Source organism: Hanstruepera sp. CR43 (assembly GCF_055227665.1).
The window spans coordinates 2489871-2514665 of sequence record NZ_CP200078.1; the positions used below are offsets into that span (position 1 = coordinate 2489871).

A 24795-nucleotide genomic window follows, 5' to 3' on the forward strand; every position below is an offset into this window, starting at 1 on the left:
AACTCACTATATTTGCAAAGTGATACAGCAAGTGACATTATTATTCATTGGGACGACAGAAGTGGTTTTCATACTATTTATAGTAGTTATGCTATTTGGTGCGGATAAAATACCAGATATCGCTCGAGGTATGGGAAAAGGTATGCGTATGTTACGAGATGCATCCAATGATATCAAAACCGAAATTACTAAGAGTGCCGAAGCAAACGGATTAGATACAGGAGTTACTAAAGATGTTCAAGATGAATTGAATAAAGTTAAGGATGATCTTGAGGATTTTACTGGTTCTGTAAGACGAAAGCTGTAACTTACCTTAAACTTTCTAGTGCATAATAAAGCCTGTTTTCAGCATTGGCCTGTGATCCAAAAAATGTTCTATAGAGTCTGTGGTCTTTTGTTAATATAACCCATTGTGGCGTTCCTTCGCTATTAAAAAAATCATATACGCTATGGGTTTCATCTAAAAATATAGGAAACGGTAAGTCTTTAGTAGTAAAAATACTTTTAATGTAATCTTCAGTGGTTTTCTCTTTGCTGAAATTACTATGAATACCTACCACTTGAATATCTGGATACAATTGTTGAAACTTGTAGGCTAGAGGTATAGCACGGCCAGTACATCCTAAACAGCTGTTATTGTAGAGTAATAAAAGTAGTGATTTGTTTCTAAACATTTGTAATAGGTCAAAGTCATTGTAACAAAGGTCCTTAACAGGAATTGAAGTGATGATTTGATTCATAAACCCTATTTTTTCCTACTAATAGTTAGCCCATCACGTATAGGTAAAATGACAGTTTCTATTCTTGGATCATCTTTTAACACTTTATTGTATTCAATAAGTGCAGGCGTAGAGGTATCCTCTTTCTTAAAGACAGTATCCAGGATCTTTCCACTCCATAATACGTTATCCGATAAAATAATACCATCTGGATTTAATTTATCAATTATGATGTTAAAATAATTCAGGTAATTTTCTTTGTCGGCATCAATGAAAACTAAATCAAAGGTTTTATCAAGCGTCGGGATAATATCCAGTGCATTTCCTAGATGCTGCTGTATTTGTTTGCCAAAACCTGATTTGTTGAAATATTTTCGTTGAAAATCTAACAATTCTTCATTGATGTCTATGGTATCAATACTGCCATCATTTTGTAGACCTTCAGCTAAACATAACGCTGAATAACCAGTATAGGTGCCAATTTCCAAAATATGTTTAGGATTTACAAGTTTAGAAATTAAGCTCAATACACGCCCTTGATAATGGCCGCTTAACATTCTTGGCTGTAAAATTTTTTGATAGGTTTCCCTACTTAATTCCTGTAATAATTGCGGTTCATCTTCAGAATGCCTTACTATGTAGTCGTCTAAATCTTCCGAAAGGAAATGCATTACCCTATAATTTTATCAACTAATTGTTGTTTGCTTTTTTCATCATCACCGAACAACCATTGCAATACATTATCTTCCCACATAGCATCCTTTTCAGATTCTGTGATAATTTCACGCTCAATAGCTAAATCCAATATTTTTCCTGGATATGATGATTGTGGTAAACTTTCCATTTCACCTAGTGGATAAGGGTCATCTAAACCAATGAGGACTTGCTTGGATGTCTGGTTTTTAATTAGGAGTCCTAAAGAGCCGGTATCATGAACCAAGGTGTCAAAGAATATATTGCGATGACCTACGGCTTTTCTTGGGTGAACTTTGCCTTCAAATAAGTCATGACGCCCATCAAATCCTTGAATACGTCTTCCTAAATTTATTTGAGCTAATTGTCCACCATGGGCAAAACAAATACGCATATTGGGATACTTTTGGTAATAACCATTAAGCGTCAAGAAATGGTAAGCGTCGGCACATTGGGCCAACATCCAGATTAAATGAAAACGCCAAGCTGTGTTTTCAAGTTTTATAAATTTTTCGCCATCGTATGGGTGAATTTCTACAGCTAAATTATATTTGTTAGCTAACTCAAAAATGGGTTCATTCTCCTCATCAAAAATACAACGCCAGGTACCAATAGTATCCATATAATGGGTCGGGAGGCATAACAATCGCATACCTAATTCTTCTACACAGCGTTCAATCTCCCAACAAGCACCTCGAACAAAACCTGGATGAACCACAAAACCACAGGTAAACTTGCTGGGGTTTTCGTCTTGTATTCTGGCATTAAAATCATTTTGGAAACGCAAGGCTTGTTTCATTTCTTCCAAACGCAAACCGTTACCATACAATTGCGATAAATTTAATACAACTGCATGGTCAATTTTAAAGCGTTCCATCCACGCCAGTTTTTCATTTAGAAAGAAACTGGAATCTGTAATCGGTCTGTTCCAATCTTTTTGTAGCATGAACTTTCTATCCTTATCTACCCAAAAAATCCCCTTGTCTTTCATGAACTGTGGAATCTCCTCTGGATAAGGCAGTAAATGGGAATGACCGTTTATGCGTAGCTTACGTCTCTCTTTCATAGTGTTTCCTAATTAAATTAGGGTGTATTAATCCTCTAGTTGAACCTTTTTGGGTGGCTGCATCACTTCACCACAATTTGGACACGTGCGTTTTTCAGCATCACCATAATACTTGTCAAAGATTTTAGGCATGTCTGTTTCAATATTGTCAAGCGTGAAATCCTCTTCGTATAACTTTGTGGTACAGTTTTCACAAAACCATAACAAAGCGTCTTGAACACCTTTTTCGCGTGGATATTCAATAACCAAGCCAACAGTATTAGCACCACGTTGCGGAGAATGCGGTACTTTTGGCGGTAACAAAAATATCTCACCTTCTTTGATATGAATATCTTTAGGCGTTCCTTTATCAATGACTTTTAAAACAATATCCCCTTCCACTTGATAGAAAAATTCTGGGGTTTCATTGTAATGATAATCTTTTCTACTGTTTGGACCGCCAACAACCATGACAATAAAATCACCATCTTTCCATACGACTTTGTTACCAACAGGAGGCTTTAGTAAATGACGATTTTCTTCAATCCAAGCTTTAAAATTTATAGGGGAGACTAATGAACTCATAATATTGTGTTTTTATTTTAAAGGAATTTTATAAAGTTACAAAGATTTTGTTCTTCCACCATCAACAGGTAAATTAATTCCGTTAATATAGCTGGCACATTCACTGGCTAAAAATGTAATGGCATAAGCTAGTTCTTCTGGCCTGGCAAATCGTTTGGCAGGAACAGCCTGCTTCATAGCATTGGCAGCTTCATCTTCAGTTTTTCCAGTCTTGGCTGATTTGTTTTTGATTATTTCTGTAAGTCGTTCTGTTCCAGTAGCTCCTGGTAGAACATTATTTACCGTAATTCCAAATTGTCCTAACTCGTTTGCTAAAGTTTTACTCCAGTTGGCAACAGCTCCTCGAATAGTATTACTCACACCTAGGCCGTCTAAAGGTTGTTTTACAGAAGTAGATATCACATTGATAATTCTACCGTACCCTTGCTCTTTCATAAAAGGAACAACGGTTTGTGCTAAGACGTGATTGCATTTTAAATGTTGTGTGAAGGCTTTTTCAAATTCCTCAAGCTTCGCATCAAACACTGGGCCACCAGCAGGACCACCAGTATTATTAACAAGAATATGAAAGCCGTGATTTTTTGATATGTAATTGGAAACTTTTTGCTGAAGCTCTATAGGGTTAGAAAAATCAGCAATTATGTAATTGTGTTTTTCAGCGTAAGGCATTTCAGATAGAACGTTCTGAAGTTTTTCTTCATTTCTGGCTAAAAGAGTTACAATAGCTCCTTCTTCTGCCAGTGCAATGGCAGTAGCTTTTCCAATGCCAGCCGTACTTCCGCAAACTAGGGCGTTTTTATTATATAAGTTTAAGTTCATTCTGTATTAATATTTTATACATACATTTTTAGGTTCTGTAAAAAAACGAAGGGCTTCAAAGCCACCTTCACGACCAACACCTGAAGCCTTCATGCCACCAAAAGGTGTGCGTAAATCGCGCATTAGCCAAGTGTTTACCCAAACGATTCCAGCTTGTAATTGGTTACTCATGCGCATAGTACGTTTTAAGTCGTTTGTCCATAGTGTAGCAGACAAACCATATTTCACCTTGTTGGCAAATTGGAGGGCTTCATCTTCTGTATTAAAAGGCATAATAGTAACAACAGGTCCAAAAATTTCTTCTTGATTCACCCGACATTCATCAGTAGTAACTTCAATAACAGTTGGTTCTAAATAGTAACCGTTTTCATAACCTTCGATAGTAACTTCATTACCACCACACAAAACGGTTCCACCTTCTGCTTTAGCAATGTCAACATAACTTTTTACTTTTTCTAAATGTGGTTTTGAAACCAAAGCACCAATATTGGTTGTATTTTCTGAAGGATGCCCAACTTTCAGTTGTTTGACCTTTTCTACAAAATCTTTTTTAAAGGTTTCATAAATGGATTGCTCTACAAAAATGCGACTGCCGCATAAACAAATTTGACCTTGATTGGCAAAAGAAGAACGTACCGTTGTGGTTAACATGTCTTGATAATCACAATCGGCAAAGATGATATTGGGGTTTTTGCCACCTAACTCTAAAGATAATTTTTTGAACATAGGAGCAGCTGTTTTGGCAATGTGTGCGCCAGTTGCAGTACCACCTGTAAATGAAATGGCTTTGATGTCTGGATGTTCAATAATGGCTTGACCCGTTGTAGTTCCTAACCCATGAACAATATTTAAGACACCCTTTGGCAAGCCAGCTTCATTACAAATGTCACCTAAAAGATAAGCTGTCATTGGTGTTACTTCACTAGGTTTGGCTACAACGCAGTTTCCAGCTGCAAGCGCTGGAGCAATTTTCCATGTAAATAAATAAAGAGGTAGATTCCAGGGTGAAATACAACCAACAACACCTATGGGTTGACGTAAGGTGTAATTGATGGCATTCAGTCCGATGCTCTCATGGCTTTCACTGGCAAATTGGGTAATGGCATTTCCGAAAAAACGAAAATTACTGGATGCTCTTGGGATATCTATAGTTTTTGCCAAACTAATGGGTTTTCCATTATCTTGACTTTCAGCAGTAGCTAGTTTATCTAATTTGGTTTCAATTAATTCTGAAATTTTAAGCAAGATTCGGCTACGTTCCTCCAAGGTGGTTTGAGACCAACTGGGGAAAGCTGATTTAGCAGCTATATAAGCATTTTCAACGTCTTCTTTGCTTGAGTTAGGAATTTGCCCGTAAACGTCACCATTAGAAGGATCGTAATTGTCAATCCAATTGTCTCTGTATTGGATTATGGAAGTTGCCGTTTATATAGTTTTGAATGTTCATGACTGCTTTTTGTATGCCATAACTTTAATTTCCACCACCAAGTCAGGATGAGGTAATTGATGTACTGCTACCGTGGTTCTAGTTGGTCCGTTTTCTTTATCAAAGAATTCAGCGTAAGCTTTGTTGTATCCAGCAAAGTCATTCATGTTCACTAAAAAGGATGTGACATCAACCACGTCTTTTAATGATGCACCAACAGTTTGTAAATTTTTGTCAATATTCTGCAGTACCTCACGAGTTTGTACCTCGGCATTTAAACGTTTGGTTCCCATCTCATCGATAATATCTACACCAGCTATGGTGTTATCTGATCTCCGAGAGCTCGTGCCTGATACAAATATAAAATCGCCTACCACCTTTACATGTGGGTAGGCACCTCGTGGGGTTACTTTTGTTCCTTCACTCATAAATTATGATTTCAAACCGGCAATCCTGTCGTCTTCAAGGATGTTATCGGTTTCTATTTTTACTTTTTCTAAATTCGATCTTAAATCGTCATCAATTTTCAATGTGCCATCTGCCAACATATTCAATATGGCTTTATCTTGGGCACGTCCCCTTACCATGGCATCTCTATAACCGATATCTTCATTAAATGTTACTAAAGAGTATTTGGAAGAATATTCGTTAGGGAATGTTTTTTCGAAGGCCATTTCCAAGTTGCGTTTTTCTCTGAAATTCGCGTGATTGACGTGGCCTTTCATCTCAAAGAAGTTGTCTATAGCCAAATCGGCAATGGCATCTGTATCTTTTTTACGATTCTTTTCATAGGCCTTAAAAATAGTTTCCCAGTCTGTATGTCCTTCCTGTCTGCCGACAGGCATGGCATCTAAAACATTATCAAATTCCACAACATCCTCAAATGAGGCATTCATCCCTTGGCCATAAAATGGCACGATAGCATGAGCAGCGTCGCCCATTAATAAGGTATTGCCTTTGTAGTGCCAAGGCGAGCATTTTACAGTACCCAAAGGTGCTGTTGGATTCTCGAAGAAGTCGTCAACTAGATTTGGCATAAGCTCTAAAGCGTCCTTGAAATATTTTTCAAAGAATTCCAATACACGCTCTTTCGTTGTTAAGTTATTGAAATTGTATTCACCTTCGTCAAAGCTCAAAAACAGCGTAACCGTAAAACTACCATCTAAATTTGGTAAAGCAATGAGCATAAAGGCTTCGCGACCCCAAATATGAAGCGCGTTTTTATATGTTTTAAAACTACCATTCTCATCTGGCAGAATGCTTAATTCCTTATAGCCATGACTTAACCAATCCTGTGAAAAACTGAATAAGAACTTCTTTTCTAAATAATAGCTTTTACGAAGTGCCGAACCAGCACCATCTGTGCCGATAATGATATCAGCGTCCTCAATGAAATCTTTATTGGTATCGTAATCCTTAAAAGTGGCAGTGGTTTTCTTAAAATCAACCGATTTACATTTCTTATTGAAGTGAATAGTCACGTTTTCGTGTTTTTCAGCTTCATCCAAAAGCAAGGCATTTAAGCCACCGCGTGATATGGAATTTATGTATTCGTGTTCACGGCCGCTGTAAGGTGCCAAGGTTGTATTGCCTTCTAAATCGTGTAACATACGTCCGTTCATAGGAATACAAAGTGGTTCTACTTTATCTTGAATGCCGACCAATTTCATGGCTTTAATGCCACGATCGGAGAAAGCCAAATTGATAGAACGCCCTGCTGAAATATCGACTTTCCGTAAATCCGGACGCATTTCGTAAACGCTTACATTATAACCGCGTTGACCTAATCGTAAGGCTAGGAGAGAGCCGCAAAGCCCAGCGCCAATGATGAGTATGTTTTGTTGTTTATCTTTCATTTTTTTTGGATTCCGCATCAGGTGCGGAATGACAAGTTTAATTTAATATCGTTTTTAACCTCTCTACCATATGATAAACATCCTGATAGGAATTGTATAACGGCACTGGCGCACAGCGAATAACATCTGGTTCACGCCAGTCTGATATGACACTTGACGCCGTCAATTTATCAAACAGAGCCTTATCAGCATTCTTTACTTGAATAGAGAGTTGACAACCACGCTCTTCAGGGTTTTCTGGTGTTATTATTCTAATGGTGTCTTCACCTAATTGCTTTAATAGAAACTCAAAATAACCTGTAAGCTTCCTTGATTTGGCTTGGAGTTTTTCCATACCAACTTCATTAAATATGTCTAAAGACGCACGAATTGCAGCCAAAGACAGAATGGGCGGATTGCTTAATTGCCAGCCTTCAGCACCAGGTAACTGGTCAAACTCGTGGCGCATGTTAAATCGGGTTTGTTTATTGTGACTCCACCAGCCTGTAAATCGGTTTAAAGTTTTATCATGGGCATGACGTTCATGTACAAAGGCACCTGCCAAACTTCCTGGACCCGAATTCAAATACTTATAGGTACACCAAACGGCAAAATCGGCTCCAGAGTCGTGAAGATTCAGTTGGACATTTCCTGCTCCATGAGCACAATCGAAACCAACCATGCAACCATGTTTATGGCCAAGTGCTGTAATGCGTTTCATGTCAAAAAACTGTCCAGTGTAATAATTGGTATTGCCAATCATAATGAGGGCAATTTCATCACCATGTTGTTCGAGGATATTTTCAAGATCTTCATAATGATAGAGTTCTTCTCCTTTTCTGGGTTTCCATAAAATTAAACCCGCTTTGTCATCAAACCCATGATGACGTAATTGCGACTCCACCGCATATTTGTCGCTTGGAAACGCATCCGCCTCAATCACAATTTTATAACGCTGGGCTGTAGGTTTATAAAAACTCACCATCATAAAATGCAAATTAGCAGTCAGCGTATTCATGGTAACCACTTCAATGGGTTTAGCACCAACCACTTTAGCCATACTGTCCGTTAAGAATTCGTGGTATGGTAACCATGGATTTTTAGCTTCTGTGTGACCTTCTACGCCTAAATGAGCCCAATCTTCCAATTCTTGATTGATATAGGATTTAGTTGATTTAGGCTGTAAACCAAGCGAATTACCACAGAGGTAAATAATATCATTTCCATGGGTGTCTTTAGGAATATGAAATTGGCTTCTGTAACTAGCTAATTCGTCATTTTGGTCCAGTTCTTTTGCGAAATCAAGACCGGTTTTATAAATGGACAATGTGTGTGAATTTTCAGTTTCCAACAAAAATAAGAATTATAAGTTTAGAAATGAAGATGCCTTGAGGAGATAATTTCTACAGGCTTTTTGTATCTTTAGAAAAAGTAACGACTATGGGAAAAACAAAAGAATATAGTAATGGCGAAACCACTATTGTTTGGGAAGCTGAAAAGTGTATACACTCGGCTATTTGTGTAAAAGGATTACCAAATGTTTTTCAACCGAAGGATCGACCTTGGATAAAAATTGATGCGGCATCTACTGAAGCATTGGTGAATCAAGTTAAGCAATGTCCTTCTGGAGCCTTAAGTTATTATATGAATGATGCTGCCGATGCCTCTTCTGAAGTATTGGAAACGAAGGTGGAAGTTATGGAAAATGGCCCCTTATTGGTTTATGGTACTTTGCAGGTAACCCATAAAGATGGTAAGCAGGAAACCAAAAACAAAACCACGGCTTTTTGTCGCTGTGGTGCTTCACACAACAAACCTTATTGCGACGGGACACACGTTAAAAATGATTTTAGAGGCTAAAAAAAACAGGCTTCGATTAGTAATGGAAGCCTGTTCTTGAATATATATAGACGCTTACTGCGGGATATTTATTAGATATACGGTTAGAAAGTGGGATTTGGATTTGGGTATTTTAAAAAAAAACATTCAAATTTGATATTTGTTAATGATTTTCCTTGAGTACCTCTGGCATTTTACGTTTAAACTTATTTAATCTTGGTATGGACACATTTTGCACATAAGGGTTTTCAGGGTGCAAGCGTTCATAGTTTTGATGGTATTCTTCAGCTTTCCAGAATTTTTGAAATGGATAGATTTCTGCAGCAACTGGTTTGCCTAATTTCTTTTCTAAAGCTGCTTTCTTTTTAAGAATGCTCTTTTTTTGCGCTTCATTTTGATAGAAAATAATAGAACGGTATTGTGAGCCAATATCGGGTCCCTGACCATTAACCTGTGTGGGATCTTGTGAGGCAAAATACACGTCAATCAAGGTTTCAAAACTCACAGCCTTTGGGTTATAAATAACCTCAACGGCTTCAGCGTGACCTGTGCGACCTGTATTACTATCTTCATACGTTGGGTTTTTTGTATGGCCACCTGCATAACCAGAAATAGCTTCATCCACACCTTTAACACTCTCATAAACGGCTTCTACACACCAAAAACAGCCACTGGCAAAATAAGCTCTGGCCTTGCCATTTTGTAAAGGAACCTCAATAGGTTTGGCATTAATTAAGGCTTGCTGCTTGGGATTTGTTTGCGCTGAATTATTGCAACTCAATGAGAGGGCAAAAAGTAAAAGTGGAAATAATGGTTTCATGGTTTTGTTTTTTCTTTTTAATAGACGTATGAATTTACAAAACCTTAAACCTAATTTTGTGAAAGTTTTCATAATAAAAAACCCAGACGGTTGGTCTGGGTTTTGTTATGATTTTTGGGATGGATTATAATTTAGCAAACAATTTATCCATTTTCTCTTTTTCTTCTTCGGCTAAAGCGGCATCAACCAAAATACGACCACTGTGCTCATCTGTAATGATTTTTTTGCGAGACGCAATTTCCATTTGAACTTGCGGTGGAATCGTGAAGAACGAACCTCCAGAAGCTCCTCTTTCAATTGGAACAACTGCTAAGCCATTTTTTACATTTGTGCGGATTCTAGTGTAAGCAGCAACTAAACGCTCTTCAATAGAATCTTTATAATCGTCAGACTTTTTAAGTAATGCTTCTTCCTCCTTTTCAGTTTCGGCTAAAATGGCATCTAATTCACCTTTTTTGTGCTTTAAGTGGTTTTGACGCTCTTTTAAACGATCTTTAGTTTCAGCAATAACTTCTTTCTTTTGCTCAATTTGAGCTTTATATTCTTTGATGTTTTTTTCAGCTAATTGAATTTCCAATTCTTGGTATTCAATTTCTTTAGAAATAGAGTTGAATTCTCTATTGTTACGAACATTTTTTTGTTGTTCGTTGTATTTTTTAATTAATGCTTTGGCTTCTTCAATAAGATTCTTTTTAGAATTGATATCATTATTGATAACTTCTAAACTTGCTTCCAGTTTTTCAAATCTGGTATTTAATCCAGCAACTTCATCTTCTAAATCACGAACTTCTAAAGGAAGTTCTCCGCGAACGTTTCTAATTTCATCGATACGAGAATCGATAAGCTGTAAATCGTATAATGCTCTTAAGCGCTCTTCTACAGTTACTTCTTTCTTTTTTGCCATACTTTAAAAATACTTAACAGGATTGGTATTAGTCCTTGATAAAACGACTGCAAAATTAGTAATTTTTTTTGTAAGATAAGCTACTAAAAAGTTTTTTGTGAACTGCTCACTTTCGTAATGACCAATATCAGCCAAGATTATCTTGTTTTCGGCTTGGAAAAAGTCGTGATATTTTAAATCGGCCGTAATATATATTTGAGCGCCAGCACGTTTGGCTGCCGAAATAGCAAAACTCCCAGAACCTCCTAAAACAGCAATCTTTTTAATAGGTTGGTCAAGTAGGGCAGAGTGTCTAATAGCATCTGTTTTCATAGTGCTTTTTAACGATGTCAAAAAGTCTTTAGCCGGCATGGGATTTTTTAACTCGCCAACCATACCCATTCCAATATTCTGATTGGTGTTTTCTAATGTAATCACTTCATAAGCGACTTCTTCGTAAGAATGATTTTTGAATAAGGCTTTCAAAACTTTAGATTCCAGGTGCTTGGCAAAAGTCACAGATATTTGTGTTTCGGGCTCTTGATGCTGTTGTAGTTTTTTTCCTTTTGTAGGATTTGACTCGTCATTTCCTTTGTAGGTTCCTGTGCCATCAATATTAAAACTGCACTCATCATAATTTCCTATTCCACCAGCTCCTGCGTCAAAAAGGGCTTGACGCAATAGCGCTGCTTCCTTAATGGGAGCGTAAGTAGTTAATTTCTTGATGGTTTGCTGTTGTGGGATCAATATGTTGCGATTTATTAAACCCAATTGCTCACAAATAATGTCATTGACACCTAATTTAGCATTGTCCAATGCGGTATGTATAGCAAAAATGTTAATATTGTTTTTAATGGCTTTAAGAACGGTGCGTTCTACGTAGTTACTACCAGTCAGTTTTTTTAAACCTTTGAAAATAATGGGATGAAAACTCACAATCAGATTGCAATTATTGTCAATGGCTTCATCCACTACAGCTTCGAGCGTATCCAATGTCACCAAAACACCAGTTAAAGGCTGTTTTGGATTTCCAACCAGTAAACCAGTATTGTCAAAATCTTCGGAATAGGCTTGTGGTGCTAGTTGTTCTAAATGATTGATAACGTCTTGGATTATCATATATCTTGAATTGATTTGAAACAAAGATAAAATTTTTTCAACCACAAGATTTAAAAGTTCTCACTGTTCATATAAACCCAATTACAAAAAATAATCTTTACTTTGTTTTAAATAGAGTGCATATTTAATAAATGAAATTTTTAAGAATCATATTATTTCCTGTTGTTCCATTTTACTTTGTTGTGACTTGGTTACGGAATAAATTTTATGATTGGGGTTTGAAGCAATCGAAATCTTATGGTTTTCCTGTAGTTTGTGTGGGCAATTTAAGTACAGGAGGCACAGGAAAGACGCCTATGGTCGAGTATTTAATTCGATTGTTAAAAGATGATTTCATTTTGGCTACGTTGAGTAGAGGTTATAAACGGGAAACTGCGGGATTTGTTTTGGCTTCTGAAACCGAAACAGCTAAAACAATAGGTGATGAACCCTTTCAGTTTTATTATAAGTATCATGATGAGGTTCATGTGGCTGTTGATGAGAATAGACAAGAGGGTATTACGATATTGAGTCAACTTGAAAATAAACCTAATTTGATTATTCTGGATGATGCTTTTCAGCATCGAAAAGTAAAAGCAAGTGTCAATATCTTGCTGACAGCCTTCAACGACCTTTATACTAATGATATTGTTTTACCAACAGGTAATTTAAGGGAACCGAGATCAGGATCAAAACGTGCGCAAATGATTGTCGTTACTAAATGCCCTGATTCAATTACTGAAGCTGAAAGGCAACAGATAATTTCAAGGATTAATCCAAAAAGTCATCAAACCGTTAGTTTTAGTTCTATAATGTATTCAGACACGGTTTATAGTGCAACTGAATCAAAACCGCTTTCTCGAGTGGATAATTTTGCTTTGGTAACAGGTATTGCGAATCCGAAACCATTATTGGAGTTTTTAGATAAACAAGGCAAAACCTATGAGCATATTGGTTTTAAGGATCATCATAGTTTTACTTCGGAGGATATCAAAAAACTTCAGGAAAAAGAACAGATATTAACAACTGAAAAAGATTACATGCGTTTGATGAACCATAAATCATTGATCAATAAGTTATATTACTTACCCATAGAGACCAAAGTACATAATTCTGAAAGCTTTAACAAGCGAATTAAGGAATTGATAGAAATGTCTTAAGCGGATTCGGTTTTGCCTCCAATAAGAGCCTCGTAGAGTTTTTTCTCGAAATCTTCTTGCTTAAACGGTTTAGAGATGATATCGGTAAATCCGGCCTCTTCAAATTCATGCATTTTGTCTTCAAGAGTCACAGCAGTTAAGGCAAAAATGGTAATGGTTTTATCGAATCCACGGATAAGTTTTGTGGCTTCAAGACCGCTTATTCCGGGCATATGAATATCCATTAAAATGACATCGTATGTTGTTTCTTTGGCTTTGCTTACTGCTTCTTCACCATTGTCAACGATTTCGCAATTAAGCTTCATTTTATTCAAAATCTTTTTAGTAATCATTTGATTGATTTTGTTGTCTTCAACTACTAATATTTTGATATTGCTTAATTCCAATTCGTCAATTTTATCGAAATACTCGGTTTTTTGTGGTTTGGCAACGGCTTCAGCATACTTAAGTGGTACTTCAAAAGTGAATTTGGAACCTTTACCCAATTCACTGTCAAGATATATCTTTCCTTTAAGAATCTCAATTAATCCTTTTACAATCGATAAACCTAAACCAGTACCGCCATATTTTCTGTTTATTTGAATGGATCCTTGAGCAAAGCTTTCAAATAGCATTTCTTGTTTCTCCTTGCTTATTCCTATACCATTATCTTCAATCTCAAAGCGGAGCACATAATTATCGCCTTCCTGTTGTAATTTATTTACTCTAACCCAAATATCACCATCTTTAGTAAATTTAATGGAATTACCGATAAGGTTGATTAAAATTTGAGAAATTTTAAGCTGGTCCGCATTAAATGTCTCGGGTAAGCCATTTTCATATTCAAAATGCATTTGAATATTGTTGTCCAATGCCGAATTGTTCAAAGCAGCAATGACGTTAGTGATTTTCTTTTTCAGATTGAAGTTTTCAGGTTCAATATCGACTTTATTGGCTTCAATTTTATTAATTTGAAGAATATCATTAATAAAAGTCAGGAGATATTCGCCGGAGAATTTTAAAGACTTTAAATGTTGAATTTGATTGGGTTTTGGGTCTTCATCCAGTAACATATTGGTTAAACCCGTAACAGCATAAAGCGGAGTCCGTAATTCATGCGTTACTGTTGATAAGAAATTGGCTTTGGTTTTAGATGCTAATTCAGCTTTTTCTTTAGCAATAATTAATTCGCCATTTTTCTTATGCAACATATTGTTGGTTTTCAACCTAATATTGTTGTTTTTATATAAAGAAAGAGTCAAAAGCGACAAAATAGTAATTAAAGCGATACTTAATATCGTTGTTAACTGACTTAAGCTATTGGCTTCTTTTTGTTCTTCCAAATCGGCTGCTTGCTGCTTTTGAAACTCGGTTTGATTTTCCATCATGACTTGCATGCGCTTGTCAGGAGATAAATTTTCACGCTTGATTTCCAACAATGAGTCTGATAGTTTCATGTGTTTTTTTAAGTAGTCATTGGAATCCTTGTAGTTTCCAGATATCTGATAAATGTCAGATAAGACTAAATAGCCATTAGATAAAACAGCATTAAAATCATAATCTTGGGCTATTTTGAGTCCGTCATTGGCCATTTTGAGACCTAAATCGTTTTGACCTAATTTAACAAGGGTATAACCATTGTAAATCAAGGCACTACTTTTAATTTTATTTAAATCGTAGCGATTTGCCAATGAAACCGATTTTTCCAACAAGCTCTTGGCTTTCTGATTATTGCCAAGTTCTAAATGCGTTTGTCCTTCTAGTAATAAAACTTCTGCAACAAATTCATTTAAGCCTTCTTGTTCGAAAAGTGACTGTGAGGAAATGTAAAAATCGAGAGCCTTTTGAAAATCTCCTTTACTAGTATAAACATTACCAAGAATTTTATAAGTCTCGGCTAAATTAACATCGTCTTTGGCTAATCGTTGTATTTCAGTAGCTTTAATTAGGCTAACTAAAGCTTTTTTAGGCTCTTCAATGATATATTGAAGTTTCCCCATTTTGGAGTAAATGATTCCAGTGCTTTTTTTGTTGTCTATTTGTTCAGCCAATGCCAAAGCATCTTCGAGCTTCTTTTCAGCCTCAAAATAATCACTGTTTTCTATGTCGTTTTGTGCCTGATTAACCTTGTAATCAATGGTGTTTTGAATGATTTCAGGGTCATCACTAATACTGGTTTGTGATAACACACTGATACTAAACATCATTATAATAGCACTTATATACTTAGTAATCTGGGACATTGTTTCTATTACTATTATCGACAAATATAATTATTTATTCGATAAAAGTGACATTTTTATCGATAAATTGCAAATTAAATCAATAATTCTTTGTGAATAACCAGTTTCATTATCGTACCAACCTATGATTTTCACCATATTTCCGATTACTGAAGTCATTTGCGAATCGAAAATGCAAGAATGGGTGTTTCCAATAATATCTATGGATACTATAGGGTCTTCGGTGTACGCTAATATATTTTTTAAATAAGTACTTGAGGCATCCTTAAACGCTTGGTTTATAGTGTCTATTGAAACTTCTTTTTTAACATTAAACGTGATATCGGTTAAAGATCCGTTGGCCACAGGTACTCTAATGCCACAACCTCCAATTACGTCAGAAAGGTCAGGGAATATCTTTGTAAGTGCTTTGGCAGCTCCAGTAGTTGTTGGAACTATGGATTGACCAGCTGCACGAGCCCGTCTTAAATCTTTATGCGGTTGATCGTGTAAACTTTGGTCGGTAGTATAGGAATGCACGGTTGTTATATAAGCTTGTTTTACACCACAAAGTTTATTGATGACATCAATCATGGGAGCTGCATTGTTGGTAGTACAAGATGCATTGGATAAAATTTGTTCCGTTCCATTAATAATCTGGTCATTAACACCCATTACAATGGTTTTAATGTCATCTTCTAAAGGAGGAACACTCAAAATAACGCGTTTGGCGCCATTTTGAATATGAAAATCCAATATTTCGGATGTTTTAAATTTTCCAGTTGATTCTACTACAAAATCTACGTTTAAAGCGGACCAATCAATATCTTTAGGATGATTATGGTTCGAAAGTACTATCTTTTTACCTTCGACAATAATATGGTTTGCGTCAAATGAGATATCATGATCAAAAATACCATGAATACTATCATACTTCAACAAATGGCTCAAGGTTTTGGGATCAGCTAAATCATTTATAATGACAATTTCAATATTATCGTTATTATGTAATAATCTAAAAAGTCTACGGCCAATTCTGCCAAAACCGTTTATGCCAACACGTACCATTGTTAGTTGATGTGCTTTTGAGCTTTATATGAAGAACGAACCAATGCACTGCTTTCAACATGTCTGAAACCTAAATCCAAACCAATCTGTTTGTATTCTTCAAACTGATCAGGCATAATAAATCGTTTGACAGGCAAGTGTTTTTTACTTGGCTGTAAATATTGGCCAATGGTCACGACATCCACATCATGTTCTTTCAAATCGTGGAGCGTTTCGATGACTTCTTCTCTGGTTTCACCAAGTCCTAACATAATGCCCGATTTTGTGCGTCTTTGTCCTTGTTGCTTTAAGTATTTTAAAACACCCAAACTACGGTCATATTTTGCTTGAATACGAACCTCTCTTGTCAGTCTGCGGACTGTTTCAATGTTATGGGAAACAACTTCAGGTGCTACTTCAATGATTCTGTCTATATGCTGTTCAATGCCCTGAAAATCTGGAATTAGCGTTTCTAGGGTAGTTTCAGGATTCATACGTCTCACTGCTTTCACAGTTTCAGCCCACATAATACTACCCATATCTTTTAAATCATCACGATCCACACTGGTTAAAACAGCATGTTTAATTTTCATAATTTTAATGGATTGAGCCACTTTTTCAGGCTCATCCCAATCAACAGATTCAGGTCTACCAGTTTTAACACCACAAAAACCACATGATCTGGTACAAATATTACCCAGTATCATAAAAGTAGCTGTTCCTTCTCCCCAACATTCTCCCATATTTGGGCAGCTACCTGATGTACAAATAGTGTTTAGCTTATATTTGTCAACCAACCCGCGTAACTCGGTGTATTTTTTTCCTGTAGGAAGCTTAACACGTAACCATTTAGGTTTAGGTTCGCGACCTGGTAATATATTTGATTTTGTTTCCGTTTTCATGCGCTATAAATTGCTTGGCAAAGATACAAAAGTAATATCTTAAAACAGTCATTGGCAATATAAGGTCTTCTGATAATAGTATAGAGCTTATTAGCTTTTCCTTTGAATAATTTCAGCTAGAAGTTTTTTGGCACGAAGGAGTTTTACCTTTACATTATTTATAGGCTCATCCAGTTGTTGAGAGATTTCTTTATAACTCAATTCCTGAAAGTATCTTAAGTTGATGACTTCTTGATAATGGGGTTTCAACTTTTTGATGTCGCGAAGTAATTTGGCCAAGTTTTGGTCAGTGATGAGTTTGTCCTCTGGTGATGGTGATTCGTCTAAAACCTCATAATATTCATCGTCGTGGTTATCGGTAATGCTTTGAGAGATAGAGTTTTTTTCTTTTCTAACAAGATCTATATGGATATTCTTGGAAATGGTTATAAGCCAAGTCTTAAACTTATAATCGCTATTATAAGTATGAATCTTGTCAAAGGCTTTTGAAAATGCTTGAATGGTGATGTCTTCAGCATCATTTTCATTTTGTGTCCGCTTTAATTGAAATCCGTAAACATCGTCCCAAAACGTATCCAACAAAAAGTTAAATGCTTTTTGGTTGTTTTGTTTGGCTTTATTGATAGCTTCTTCTATTTCCAATGTTTAGGTTTTACGAAAAGATTGGATATAAATATAGTTAATTGCATAGCAACTAGAAAGAAATCCAAGATTGGAAGGAAAATGATGAGATCATTCTCCTGAAGTTTTTGGGTTGTTTTATAGAAGATAACGTATTGAGCAAGAAACCTAAAGACAATCAACGCTACAACTATTTTCCATTGAAATAAAAATATAGATAATACTATTGCCAGCAGCCAAAAACAAATTTGGGAAAAATAATAAGCAGAAAGTATCAGTTTGTGGGCTATTTTGTAATGATTGGCTGTAGTGATATGTCTTTTTTTCTGTCGAATCCAACTACTAAAAGTCATTTTTGGAATTGACAGCGTAAAACTATCTGGTGTAAGGCTAATAGTGGTATTTCGGGAATTGGCTACCTGATTGATAAATAAATCGTCGTCACCCGATTTGATGTGCATGTGGTCCATAAAACCATTAGCGTTAAAAAAGGCCTCTTTGGTGTAGGCTAAATTTCTTCCAACGCCCATATAGGGTAATCCCATTTTGGCAATTGAAATATACTGCATGGCTGTTAAAACAGTTTCAAATCTAATTAGCTTGTTAAGAAAGGAGTTTTTGATTTTTTTGTATGCCCCATAACCTAATACTATGGTTTTGCTTTTGTCAAAATGCGAACACATTTCCTTAATCCAATTCTGCGATTTAGGTTCGCAATCAGCATCGGTAAATAGAAGATGCTGATGTTTGGCCGCTTTAATGCCTAAAGTCAGAGCATATTTTTTGTTGGCCCAAAAGGCTTCATTGTTTTTGACATCTACAATTTTTATGTTGTCGTGTTTGTTGGCAAACTCCTGCATGACTGATAAGGTATCATCATATGAAGCGTCATTAATCAACACAATTTCGAATTCTGGATAGTCTTGATTGATTATTGAAGGTAAAAATCTCTTAAGGTTTTCTTCTTCATTTTTGGCACAAATAATAACAGAAACCTTGACGTTTTCTTTTGATAGTGATTCTTTCTTAAAGAAGGCTATTTTGCCAAAAACAAAAATGAAGTAGAATAATTGAAAGCAAACAGTAACTACAAACGTGTAAAAAAGAATGCTTAACACCAAAAGTTATTGTTTAGGAGTGTTGAGGTTCATTACAACTGTCAAATTGGTCGGGTGTTTTACCACAAAAGCCACATGCCTCTCCTTCTTTATTGAGCATAGGATTTTGGCTAGCACAGGTTCCGGCAAATTCACCATCTTTTTTAGCCCAAATTTTGATGGCAATTCCTGCTATTGCCAAACCTAGTAATACTAATGTTATAAAAAGAAGTTTCATGAGAAATTTTTTGCAAAGATAAGGGTTTTTGAAAAAAAAGCCTTGCTTTTCAACTGAAAAGCAAGGCTTAAAAACTTAAGTATTTTAAATTTATTTGATTTTGTTCAAAGATATTTCAGCAACCGCGTTTTCAAGGGTTGCATTGGCGTTACCACCTTTAGGCTCTATGGTTATACTTAATGCCAAAGCATCTTCGGTATAAGGTATTTCGCGTAATTGCCTATCGGTTTCACTTAAAATCCCTAAACTAACCATTTTGTCCTCAACTTCTGCCCAAATTTGATAACATTGTTCTTCCGGTAATTGCGGCAATGATACCACATCAATCATCGATGTTTTTTCTTTAGGGTTAATATATGCAACGGTTTTTAGATTTTTGGCCCTGTAATTACCGTTGATAATATATTTCTCAGTTTCTGGATTGTTTAACTGCTTAAATTGTTTCATAATTTCATCCAAACGCTGATTATTTTTAGCTATATCATCACGTAAATCAAAAATTTCGTCAACAACTACTTGATTTTCATGCGATAGTTTTTGGTTCAAATCATAAAACTTATAGGCTGTACCTGCAAATATTAATGCCGCGATACTGGCCGCAATACTATATTTAAACCATTTTCTTCTTTGGGAAGTAACTGGCAAGGTAATAACAGGTTTTTCATCCAATTCATCTAAAATAGCATCCAAAATGCCTTTAGGGGCCTCAATAGCATTGCTCTTGGCAACAATTTCCAAATTGTCCTGCAATTCATTGTAGGCTTTTCTAACTTCCGGATATTCCGAAATATAAGATTCTACCATTTCAGTTTCAGCTGAAGTAGTTTCGCCCAAAAGATATTTTTCTAATAGGCCAGAATTCAATATTGTAGTTATTTTACCATTCATGACTGTTTTAATTCTGGGTCGTATATTTTTTTCAATTCACGAAGCCCAATTTTTAACCTCGATTTTATAGTGCCAAGTGGAATATCCAATTCATCACTGGCTTCTTGTTGTGTCATGCCCTCAAAAAAGAGAGCATTAATAACTATCTGATACTTTTCGTCAAGAGTTCCCAGGTGTTTTTTAATATCCAGAACATCTTGGTTAATACTATCAGCAGTTAATCTATATACGGTTGAAGTTTCAATTTGGATTTCCTTACTGCTTTTATTGTTGTAAGATCGGACCTTATCGATAGCAGTATTGTATGCGATTCGATATAGCCATGTAAATAGCTTTGCTTTCGAAGCGTCATAAGATTTGGCTTTTTTCCAAACTTTAATAAAAGTTTCCTGCAGGGCATCTTGGGCGAGGTCCTGATCTGTCAAAACTTTTGATATCACACCATAAAGTGAATCGGCATAATTCTCATACAACAGCGAAATAGCCCTTTTATCACTTTTTGCTAGTAAGCTAACGATTTGTTTTTCAATTGGAGTGCTCAAGTGTTAAGTAGGGTGTTTAGTTAGTGTAACCGTTAATAACGCTAAATTCTATAAATTCGTATAATTATATAATGTTGACTTCGGCCTCAATTTGAATGCCAAAGATACGCATAATTGTATTTTGAATGAGTTTTGCCAAGTTTAAGATATCATTTCCTGAAGCATTGCCATAATTAACCAAAACTAAAGCTTGGTTTTTGTGAACGCCATAGTCTCCAATTGTTTTTCCTTTAAAACCTGCTTTTTCAATTAACCATCCAGCTGGTACTTTCGTTTCATTATCGGAAACAGGGTATCCTGGGATGTCTTCAAATAGCACTTTAAGTTTTTGGTAAACTTCATTAGTAATTACAGGGTTTTTGAAAAAACTACCACTATTTCCAATTATTTTTGGATCAGGTAGCTTGCTTTGGCGAATGGCAATAACAGCATTTGAAACATCCAGAATTGTTGGATTGGTAATTTGCATATTATCCAATTCGCTTTGTATGGCTCCATAAGCAGTGTGTAATGTATGACGATTTTTTGTTAGTTTAAATGTCACGCTGCAAATAACATATTGGCCTTTGGCTTCTTGCTTAAAAACAGAGTTTCTATAATCAAAGTGGCATTCAGCGTTTGTAAACGTTTTTAATTCAAGTGTTTTAATGTCTAAAGCTTCACATGAAATAAAACTATCTTTGAGTTCAACGCCATAAGCACCAATATTTTGTATGGGCGCTGAGCCAACATTTCCTGGGATCAAGGATAGATTTTCCAGTCCACCATAACCATTATCCAAGCACCAACAAACAAATTCATGCCAGTTTTCACCAGAATTAGCAGTAACCAAAACACTGTTGTTGTCTTCCGATGAAATAGAAATCCCTTTTATATTTACATGAATAACTAAAGCACTAATATCTTGAGTAAGCAACATGTTACTACCTCCACCCAAAATGAATTTTTCAGAATATTTTTGAAGGCTCAACACTTCAGATAACTCATCAATAGATGTGACTGAAACAAAGTATTTGGCTTTAGCATCTATGCCAAACGTATTGTAGGATTTTAAGGATATGTTCTGTTGAATTTGCACTAATCTTTGTAGATTTTGAGAGCTTCTTTTAAAATGTTAACGGCTTTTATCAAACTTTCTTTTTGGAGCACATAAGCAATGCGTATTTGATTTAAGCCAACATTCGGAGTTGAATAAAATCCAGCAGCAGGTGCGACCATAATGGTCTCGCCGTTTACATCAAAACTTTCTAATAACCACTGTGCAAAATCATCGGCATTTTTAACAGGAAGTTCTACAATACAATAAAAGGCGCCTTTGGGTTTAGCTACTTTGACACCATCAATTTTTTCTAATTCGGAAATTAGTAGATTTCTTCTTTCAACATATTCTGTAATCACTTCATCAAAATAACTTTGTGGTGTTTGCAGTGCAGCTTCACTGGCAATTTGTGCCAAAGTAGGTGGGCTTAACCTTGCTTGGGCAAATTTCAATGCTGTAGCAATAACCTGCTTATTTTTGGAAACCAAACAGCCAATTCTGGCGCCGCACATACTATAACGCTTGGAAACAGAATCAATCATAATGGCATGATCTTTTAAGTCCTCTTCCTGCATGATGGAATAATGAGTAACACCGTCATAAGTGAATTCTCTGTAAACTTCATCAGCAATTAGAAACAAATCATGTTTTTTTACAATTTGTGCCAATTTTTTAATTTCATCTTTGGAATACAAATAGCCTGTCGGATTACCAGGGTTGCAAATTAATATCGCTTTGGTTTTCGGAGTAATCAGTTTCTCAAATTCTTCAATTGGTGGTAGTGCGAAGTTATCTTCAATCTTTGATATCACAGGAACAATGTTAACACCTGAAGCCGTCGAGAAACCGTTGTAATTGGCATAAAATGGTTCAGGAATGATAATCTCGTCATCTGTATCCATAATGCTGCCGAAAGCAAAGAGAAGTGCCTCACTACCGCCAGTTGTAACTATGATGTCTTCTTTTGCTACATGTATGTCATGTTTGCCATAGTAATCGGCAATTTTTTGGCGATACTCATCGGAACCTTCAGACCGTGTATAGGCTAAAATATCAAGAGAGTTTATCTTAACAGCATCCAGTGCTACTTCTGGAGTTTTAATATCTGGTTGTCCAATATTTAAATGATAAACCGTTTTTCCTTTTTTATAAGCCAATTCGGCATATGGAACCAATTTCCGTATAGGCGACTGGGGCATAGCGTCCCCCTTTTTTGATATTCTAGGCATGATGTTAAATTTGGCCGTAAAGTTCTTAAAAATAATCTTAATCTAATTGTTAAAACAGTCCAATTTGACCTGAATTTGAAGTTTTTTTTGTAATTTAATTAAATATAACCTCGTAATAAGATGTGCCGTTCCAAACACATATTAATAATTTTATCTCTCTTTATAAGTCAGTGTTTCTATTCACAAGAGAGTAGATTTTATTTACAAGATGAAGCAGGGTCTGATAAAATTGAGTTTCAATTAATCAATAATCTTATTGTAATTCCAGTTGTAGTTAATGATGTTGAGTTGTCATTCATTTTGGATAGTGGAGTGACAAAACCAATATTGTTTAATATTCTGGACGGATTTGAGGTTTTGAATGGTGAGTCCAAAGAAACCATTTATCTGAAAGGATTAGGCGATGGCGAAGTGGTTGAAGCAGTCAAGTCCAAAAATAACATCTTAAAAATAGGGCAGGCCGTTAAATTTAACCAAACTATTTTTGCTGTCTATAACACGGGATTGGACTATTCCCCGAAGCTTGGTATCCCGATACATGGTATTATAGGCTATGATTTGTTTAAGGATTTTGTTGTTGAAATCAATTATTCCAAAAAGCACATAAAAATTACGGAACACGACAGTTATAATAAGCGGTTGTGCAAAAAATGTGAAAAACATCCACTTCAATTTTTTAATAACAAGCCCTATTTAAATGCTGAAGTTACTATTAAACAAAAAAGTATTCCAATAAATGTTCTGATGGATACAGGAGCTAGTGATGCTATGTGGTTGTTTGAAGACGAATCGAAAGATATCGTATCAACCAATAACTATTTTGAAGATTTTTTGGGTTATGGTTTAAGTGGTAGTTTATATGGTAAGCGTTCAAAAGTTGAAAATTTAACCATTGGTTCATTTGAATTTAATGAGTCATTAGTGGCTTTTCCTGAAGGTTCTTCTATTGAAACCCTTAAGCGTATCAAAGATAGGAATGGCACGATAGGCGCTGAAATATTGAGACGATTTAATCTGACCTTTGATTACAAGAACTCCCATGTGATTTTAAGGAAGAATGCATCATTCAATAAAGACTTTAATTATAACAAAAGCGGCATAGATATTGAACACCATGGCTTTAGAGTTGTTAAAGACTATTATTATACCTTGGATAATGGTAGGTTGCATTTTAATACTGACGTTACAGAACATGTAACCAATAGACCTGCTTCAGAGAACTACAGGCTTGATGTCAAACCAGCTTTTCAAGTGGTTAAATTAAGGGAAAATAGTCCGGCTAAAAACGCAGGTGTGGAGTTAGGTGATATAATTTTGAAAATTAATGGAAAAGATGTAAAAGATTACTCACTTCAGGAAATTGTTGATATTTTTAGCGATAAAGACGGTAAAAAAATCAAACTAATGGTTGAAAGGCAGAATAATATTTTTGAATATAATTTTAAGCTAAAGGATATGCTGAAATAAAAAAAAAGCCTTGATAATTCAAGGCTTTTTTTTATCTGTATTTTGAACACTATTATTTGTTCATGACACTTTTATCTTTTTTCTCAAGTACACTAGTTTTGTTCGGGTCAATAACTTCACCTTTAATTTTTAGTGCTACAGTTGGTGTTTCAGCGTTAGAAGTTACCGTAATGGTCTTTCTAATTGGCATCACACGATTTGTATCATATTTTACTTGAATTTCACCAGTTTCACCAGGAGCAATTGGCCCATCAGGTTTTTTTGGAACTGTACAGCCACAACTAAACTTAACATTAGAAATGATAAGTGGAGCATCACCTGTATTGGTAAATTCAAAAACTCTTACACCATCAGCACCCTTTTCTATAGTTCCATAATCAATAGTTGTGTCTTTGAATTCGATTTTGGCTACTTTGTCTTGCGCATTAACTGAAAAACTAATCAGTCCGATAAACAATACTGTAATTAAATGTTTCATAATATTTTACTTTAATTCGTTGGTAAACATAGTCACTTTTTATTCATTCTACAAAATTATTAGACGTAATGCACACCTGTAATTACATTTTACTATAACAAATGTACATATTACATTCATATAA

The 24795-nt window shown here is 35.5% G+C and carries 26 protein-coding genes and 1 pseudogene; 4 read left to right on the forward strand and 23 right to left on the reverse strand.

The genetic code is table 11. The features are described from left to right. Window positions 1–22: 22 nt before the first annotated feature. A complete protein-coding gene (locus tag ACKXGU_RS11360) occupies window positions 23–307 on the forward strand; it encodes a Sec-independent protein translocase subunit TatA/TatB (protein ID WP_463467433.1) in 285 nt (94 codons plus the stop codon). A gap of 1 nt (window position 308) precedes the next feature. Here the strand turns inward: ACKXGU_RS11360 and ACKXGU_RS11365 are convergent, their stop codons facing one another. From ACKXGU_RS11365 to kynU, 9 genes and pseudogenes are all read right to left on the reverse strand, one after another. Continuing rightward, window positions 309–740, reverse strand: a complete 432-nt coding sequence (locus ACKXGU_RS11365) for a TlpA family protein disulfide reductase (protein ID WP_463465429.1) — start codon at window positions 738–740, stop codon at window positions 309–311. A gap of 5 nt (window positions 741–745) precedes the next feature. Next, a complete protein-coding gene (locus tag ACKXGU_RS11370) occupies window positions 746–1390 on the reverse strand; it encodes an O-methyltransferase (protein WP_463465430.1) in 645 nt (214 codons plus the stop codon). Further along, on the reverse strand, window positions 1390–2478 hold the full coding sequence (locus ACKXGU_RS11375; protein WP_463465431.1) for an amidohydrolase family protein: 1089 nt from the start codon (window positions 2476–2478) through the stop codon (window positions 1390–1392). Before ACKXGU_RS11375 ends, ACKXGU_RS11370 begins: the two co-directional genes overlap by 1 nt. Window positions 2479–2505: 27 nt before the next feature. Beyond that, on the reverse strand, window positions 2506–3042 hold the full coding sequence (locus tag ACKXGU_RS11380; protein ID WP_463465432.1) for a 3-hydroxyanthranilate 3,4-dioxygenase: 537 nt from the start codon (window positions 3040–3042) through the stop codon (window positions 2506–2508). A gap of 36 nt (window positions 3043–3078) precedes the next feature. Then, window positions 3079–3861 carry an SDR family oxidoreductase gene (locus ACKXGU_RS11385; protein ID WP_463465433.1) on the reverse strand — a complete coding sequence of 261 codons (783 nt, stop codon included), beginning with the start codon at window positions 3859–3861 and terminating at the stop codon, window positions 3079–3081. Window positions 3862–3867: 6 nt separating this feature from the next. After that, a pseudogene (locus ACKXGU_RS11390) lies at window positions 3868–5308 on the reverse strand (aldehyde dehydrogenase). Then, complete coding sequence (locus tag ACKXGU_RS11395; RefSeq protein ID WP_463465434.1) at window positions 5305–5715, reverse strand: RidA family protein; 411 nt, start codon at window positions 5713–5715, stop codon at window positions 5305–5307. Before ACKXGU_RS11395 ends, ACKXGU_RS11390 begins: the two are co-directional and overlap by 4 nt. Window positions 5716–5718: 3 nt before the next feature. Next, entirely contained in the window at window positions 5719–7143 is a 1425-nt protein-coding gene (locus ACKXGU_RS11400) for an FAD-dependent oxidoreductase (protein ID WP_463465435.1), read from the reverse strand. A gap of 37 nt (window positions 7144–7180) precedes the next feature. Beyond that, window positions 7181–8449: a kynureninase gene (kynU, locus tag ACKXGU_RS11405; protein WP_463465436.1), complete on the reverse strand. Its 1269-nt coding sequence runs from the start codon at window positions 8447–8449 to the stop codon at window positions 7181–7183. A gap of 113 nt (window positions 8450–8562) precedes the next feature. Here kynU and ACKXGU_RS11410 point away from each other — a divergent pair, with 113 nt between their 5' ends. After that, window positions 8563–8982: a (4Fe-4S)-binding protein gene (locus tag ACKXGU_RS11410; protein WP_463465437.1), complete on the forward strand. Its 420-nt coding sequence runs from the start codon at window positions 8563–8565 to the stop codon at window positions 8980–8982. Between the two features lie 142 nt (window positions 8983–9124). Here ACKXGU_RS11410 and msrA read toward each other — a convergent pair whose 3' ends face one another. The 3 genes from msrA to ACKXGU_RS11425 all read right to left on the reverse strand — a co-directional run bounded on the left by msrA (window position 9125) and on the right by ACKXGU_RS11425 (window position 11783). Next, window positions 9125–9781, reverse strand: coding sequence for a peptide-methionine (S)-S-oxide reductase MsrA (gene msrA, locus ACKXGU_RS11415; protein WP_463465438.1), 657 nt, complete (start codon window positions 9779–9781; stop codon window positions 9125–9127). A 124-nt stretch (window positions 9782–9905) separates the two neighbouring features. Continuing rightward, entirely contained in the window at window positions 9906–10685 is a 780-nt protein-coding gene (locus ACKXGU_RS11420) for a zinc ribbon domain-containing protein (RefSeq protein ID WP_463465439.1), read from the reverse strand. A gap of 3 nt (window positions 10686–10688) precedes the next feature. Further along, window positions 10689–11783, reverse strand: coding sequence for a Nif3-like dinuclear metal center hexameric protein (locus ACKXGU_RS11425; RefSeq protein ID WP_463465440.1), 1095 nt, complete (start codon window positions 11781–11783; stop codon window positions 10689–10691). Between the two features lie 131 nt (window positions 11784–11914). On the opposite strand from ACKXGU_RS11425, the gene lpxK reads away from it, so the two are divergent. Beyond that, complete coding sequence (lpxK, locus tag ACKXGU_RS11430) at window positions 11915–12922, forward strand: tetraacyldisaccharide 4'-kinase (protein ID WP_463465441.1); 1008 nt, start codon at window positions 11915–11917, stop codon at window positions 12920–12922. On the opposite strand, the gene ACKXGU_RS11435 is transcribed toward lpxK, so the two are convergent. The 10 genes from ACKXGU_RS11435 to ACKXGU_RS11480 all read right to left on the reverse strand — a co-directional run bounded on the left by ACKXGU_RS11435 (window position 12919) and on the right by ACKXGU_RS11480 (window position 22726). Further along, window positions 12919–15144: an ATP-binding protein gene (locus tag ACKXGU_RS11435; protein ID WP_463465442.1), complete on the reverse strand. Its 2226-nt coding sequence runs from the start codon at window positions 15142–15144 to the stop codon at window positions 12919–12921. The two genes, lpxK and ACKXGU_RS11435, sit on opposite strands and share 4 nt — an antisense overlap. 30 nt (window positions 15145–15174) lie before the next feature. Further along, a complete protein-coding gene (gene gap, locus ACKXGU_RS11440) occupies window positions 15175–16191 on the reverse strand; it encodes a type I glyceraldehyde-3-phosphate dehydrogenase (protein WP_463465443.1) in 1017 nt (338 codons plus the stop codon). A gap of 2 nt (window positions 16192–16193) precedes the next feature. After that, complete coding sequence (lipA, locus tag ACKXGU_RS11445) at window positions 16194–17072, reverse strand: lipoyl synthase (protein WP_463465444.1); 879 nt, start codon at window positions 17070–17072, stop codon at window positions 16194–16196. 90 nt (window positions 17073–17162) lie between these two features. Beyond that, on the reverse strand, window positions 17163–17714 hold the full coding sequence (locus ACKXGU_RS11450) for an RNA polymerase sigma factor (RefSeq protein WP_463465445.1): 552 nt from the start codon (window positions 17712–17714) through the stop codon (window positions 17163–17165). Further along, on the reverse strand, window positions 17705–18811 hold the full coding sequence (locus ACKXGU_RS11455; RefSeq protein ID WP_463465446.1) for a glycosyltransferase: 1107 nt from the start codon (window positions 18809–18811) through the stop codon (window positions 17705–17707). The genes ACKXGU_RS11450 and ACKXGU_RS11455 overlap by 10 nt, the downstream gene beginning before the upstream one ends. 13 nt (window positions 18812–18824) lie before the next feature. After that, window positions 18825–19028, reverse strand: coding sequence for a membrane or secreted protein (locus ACKXGU_RS11460; protein ID WP_463465447.1), 204 nt, complete (start codon window positions 19026–19028; stop codon window positions 18825–18827). 90 nt (window positions 19029–19118) lie between these two features. Continuing rightward, on the reverse strand, window positions 19119–19916 hold the full coding sequence (locus ACKXGU_RS11465; RefSeq protein ID WP_463465448.1) for an anti-sigma factor: 798 nt from the start codon (window positions 19914–19916) through the stop codon (window positions 19119–19121). Next, window positions 19913–20458 (reverse strand): RNA polymerase sigma factor, encoded by a 546-nt coding sequence (locus ACKXGU_RS11470; protein WP_463465449.1) that lies wholly within the window; start codon window positions 20456–20458, stop codon window positions 19913–19915. The genes ACKXGU_RS11465 and ACKXGU_RS11470 overlap by 4 nt, the downstream gene beginning before the upstream one ends. 64 nt (window positions 20459–20522) lie before the next feature. Beyond that, window positions 20523–21536, reverse strand: coding sequence for a UDP-N-acetylmuramate dehydrogenase (murB, locus tag ACKXGU_RS11475; protein WP_463465450.1), 1014 nt, complete (start codon window positions 21534–21536; stop codon window positions 20523–20525). Then, window positions 21536–22726, reverse strand: coding sequence for a pyridoxal phosphate-dependent aminotransferase (locus tag ACKXGU_RS11480; RefSeq protein WP_463465451.1), 1191 nt, complete (start codon window positions 22724–22726; stop codon window positions 21536–21538). The genes murB and ACKXGU_RS11480 overlap by 1 nt, the downstream gene beginning before the upstream one ends. A 120-nt stretch (window positions 22727–22846) precedes the next feature. Between ACKXGU_RS11480 and ACKXGU_RS11485 the strand changes: the two genes are divergently transcribed. Continuing rightward, window positions 22847–24193, forward strand: coding sequence for a PDZ domain-containing protein (locus ACKXGU_RS11485; protein WP_463465452.1), 1347 nt, complete (start codon window positions 22847–22849; stop codon window positions 24191–24193). Between the two features lie 52 nt (window positions 24194–24245). Here the strand turns inward: ACKXGU_RS11485 and ACKXGU_RS11490 are convergent, their stop codons facing one another. Further along, complete coding sequence (locus tag ACKXGU_RS11490) at window positions 24246–24671, reverse strand: DUF1573 domain-containing protein (protein WP_463465453.1); 426 nt, start codon at window positions 24669–24671, stop codon at window positions 24246–24248. Window positions 24672–24795: the final 124 nt, after the last annotated feature.

Bases quoted from the DNA above. Each gene is read 5' to 3' on its own strand.
- ACKXGU_RS11365 (WP_463465429.1), bottom strand. From the start codon at position 740: ATGAATCAAATCATCACTTCAATTCCTGTTAAGGACCTTTGTTACAAT.
- ACKXGU_RS11370 (WP_463465430.1), bottom strand. From the start codon at position 1,390: ATGCATTTCCTTTCGGAAGATTTAGACGACTACATAGTAAGGCATTCT.
- ACKXGU_RS11375 (WP_463465431.1), bottom strand. From the start codon at position 2,478: ATGAAAGAGAGACGTAAGCTACGCATAAACGGTCATTCCCATTTACTG.
- ACKXGU_RS11380 (WP_463465432.1), bottom strand. From the start codon at position 3,042: ATGAGTTCATTAGTCTCCCCTATAAATTTTAAAGCTTGGATTGAAGAA.
- ACKXGU_RS11385 (WP_463465433.1), bottom strand. From the start codon at position 3,861: ATGAACTTAAACTTATATAATAAAAACGCCCTAGTTTGCGGAAGTACG.
- ACKXGU_RS11395 (WP_463465434.1), bottom strand. From the start codon at position 5,715: ATGAGTGAAGGAACAAAAGTAACCCCACGAGGTGCCTACCCACATGTA.
- ACKXGU_RS11400 (WP_463465435.1), bottom strand. From the start codon at position 7,143: ATGAAAGATAAACAACAAAACATACTCATCATTGGCGCTGGGCTTTGC.
- ACKXGU_RS11410 (WP_463465437.1), top strand. From the start codon at position 8,563: ATGGGAAAAACAAAAGAATATAGTAATGGCGAAACCACTATTGTTTGG.
- msrA (WP_463465438.1), bottom strand. From the start codon at position 9,781: ATGAAACCATTATTTCCACTTTTACTTTTTGCCCTCTCATTGAGTTGC.
- ACKXGU_RS11420 (WP_463465439.1), bottom strand. From the start codon at position 10,685: ATGGCAAAAAAGAAAGAAGTAACTGTAGAAGAGCGCTTAAGAGCATTA.
- ACKXGU_RS11425 (WP_463465440.1), bottom strand. From the start codon at position 11,783: ATGATAATCCAAGACGTTATCAATCATTTAGAACAACTAGCACCACAA.
- lpxK (WP_463465441.1), top strand. From the start codon at position 11,915: ATGAAATTTTTAAGAATCATATTATTTCCTGTTGTTCCATTTTACTTT.
- ACKXGU_RS11435 (WP_463465442.1), bottom strand. From the start codon at position 15,144: ATGTCCCAGATTACTAAGTATATAAGTGCTATTATAATGATGTTTAGT.
- gap (WP_463465443.1), bottom strand. From the start codon at position 16,191: ATGGTACGTGTTGGCATAAACGGTTTTGGCAGAATTGGCCGTAGACTT.
- lipA (WP_463465444.1), bottom strand. From the start codon at position 17,072: ATGAAAACGGAAACAAAATCAAATATATTACCAGGTCGCGAACCTAAA.
- ACKXGU_RS11460 (WP_463465447.1), bottom strand. From the start codon at position 19,028: ATGAAACTTCTTTTTATAACATTAGTATTACTAGGTTTGGCAATAGCA.
- ACKXGU_RS11465 (WP_463465448.1), bottom strand. From the start codon at position 19,916: ATGAATGGTAAAATAACTACAATATTGAATTCTGGCCTATTAGAAAAA.
- ACKXGU_RS11480 (WP_463465451.1), bottom strand. From the start codon at position 22,726: ATGCCTAGAATATCAAAAAAGGGGGACGCTATGCCCCAGTCGCCTATA.
- ACKXGU_RS11485 (WP_463465452.1), top strand. From the start codon at position 22,847: ATGTGCCGTTCCAAACACATATTAATAATTTTATCTCTCTTTATAAGT.
- ACKXGU_RS11490 (WP_463465453.1), bottom strand. From the start codon at position 24,671: ATGAAACATTTAATTACAGTATTGTTTATCGGACTGATTAGTTTTTCA.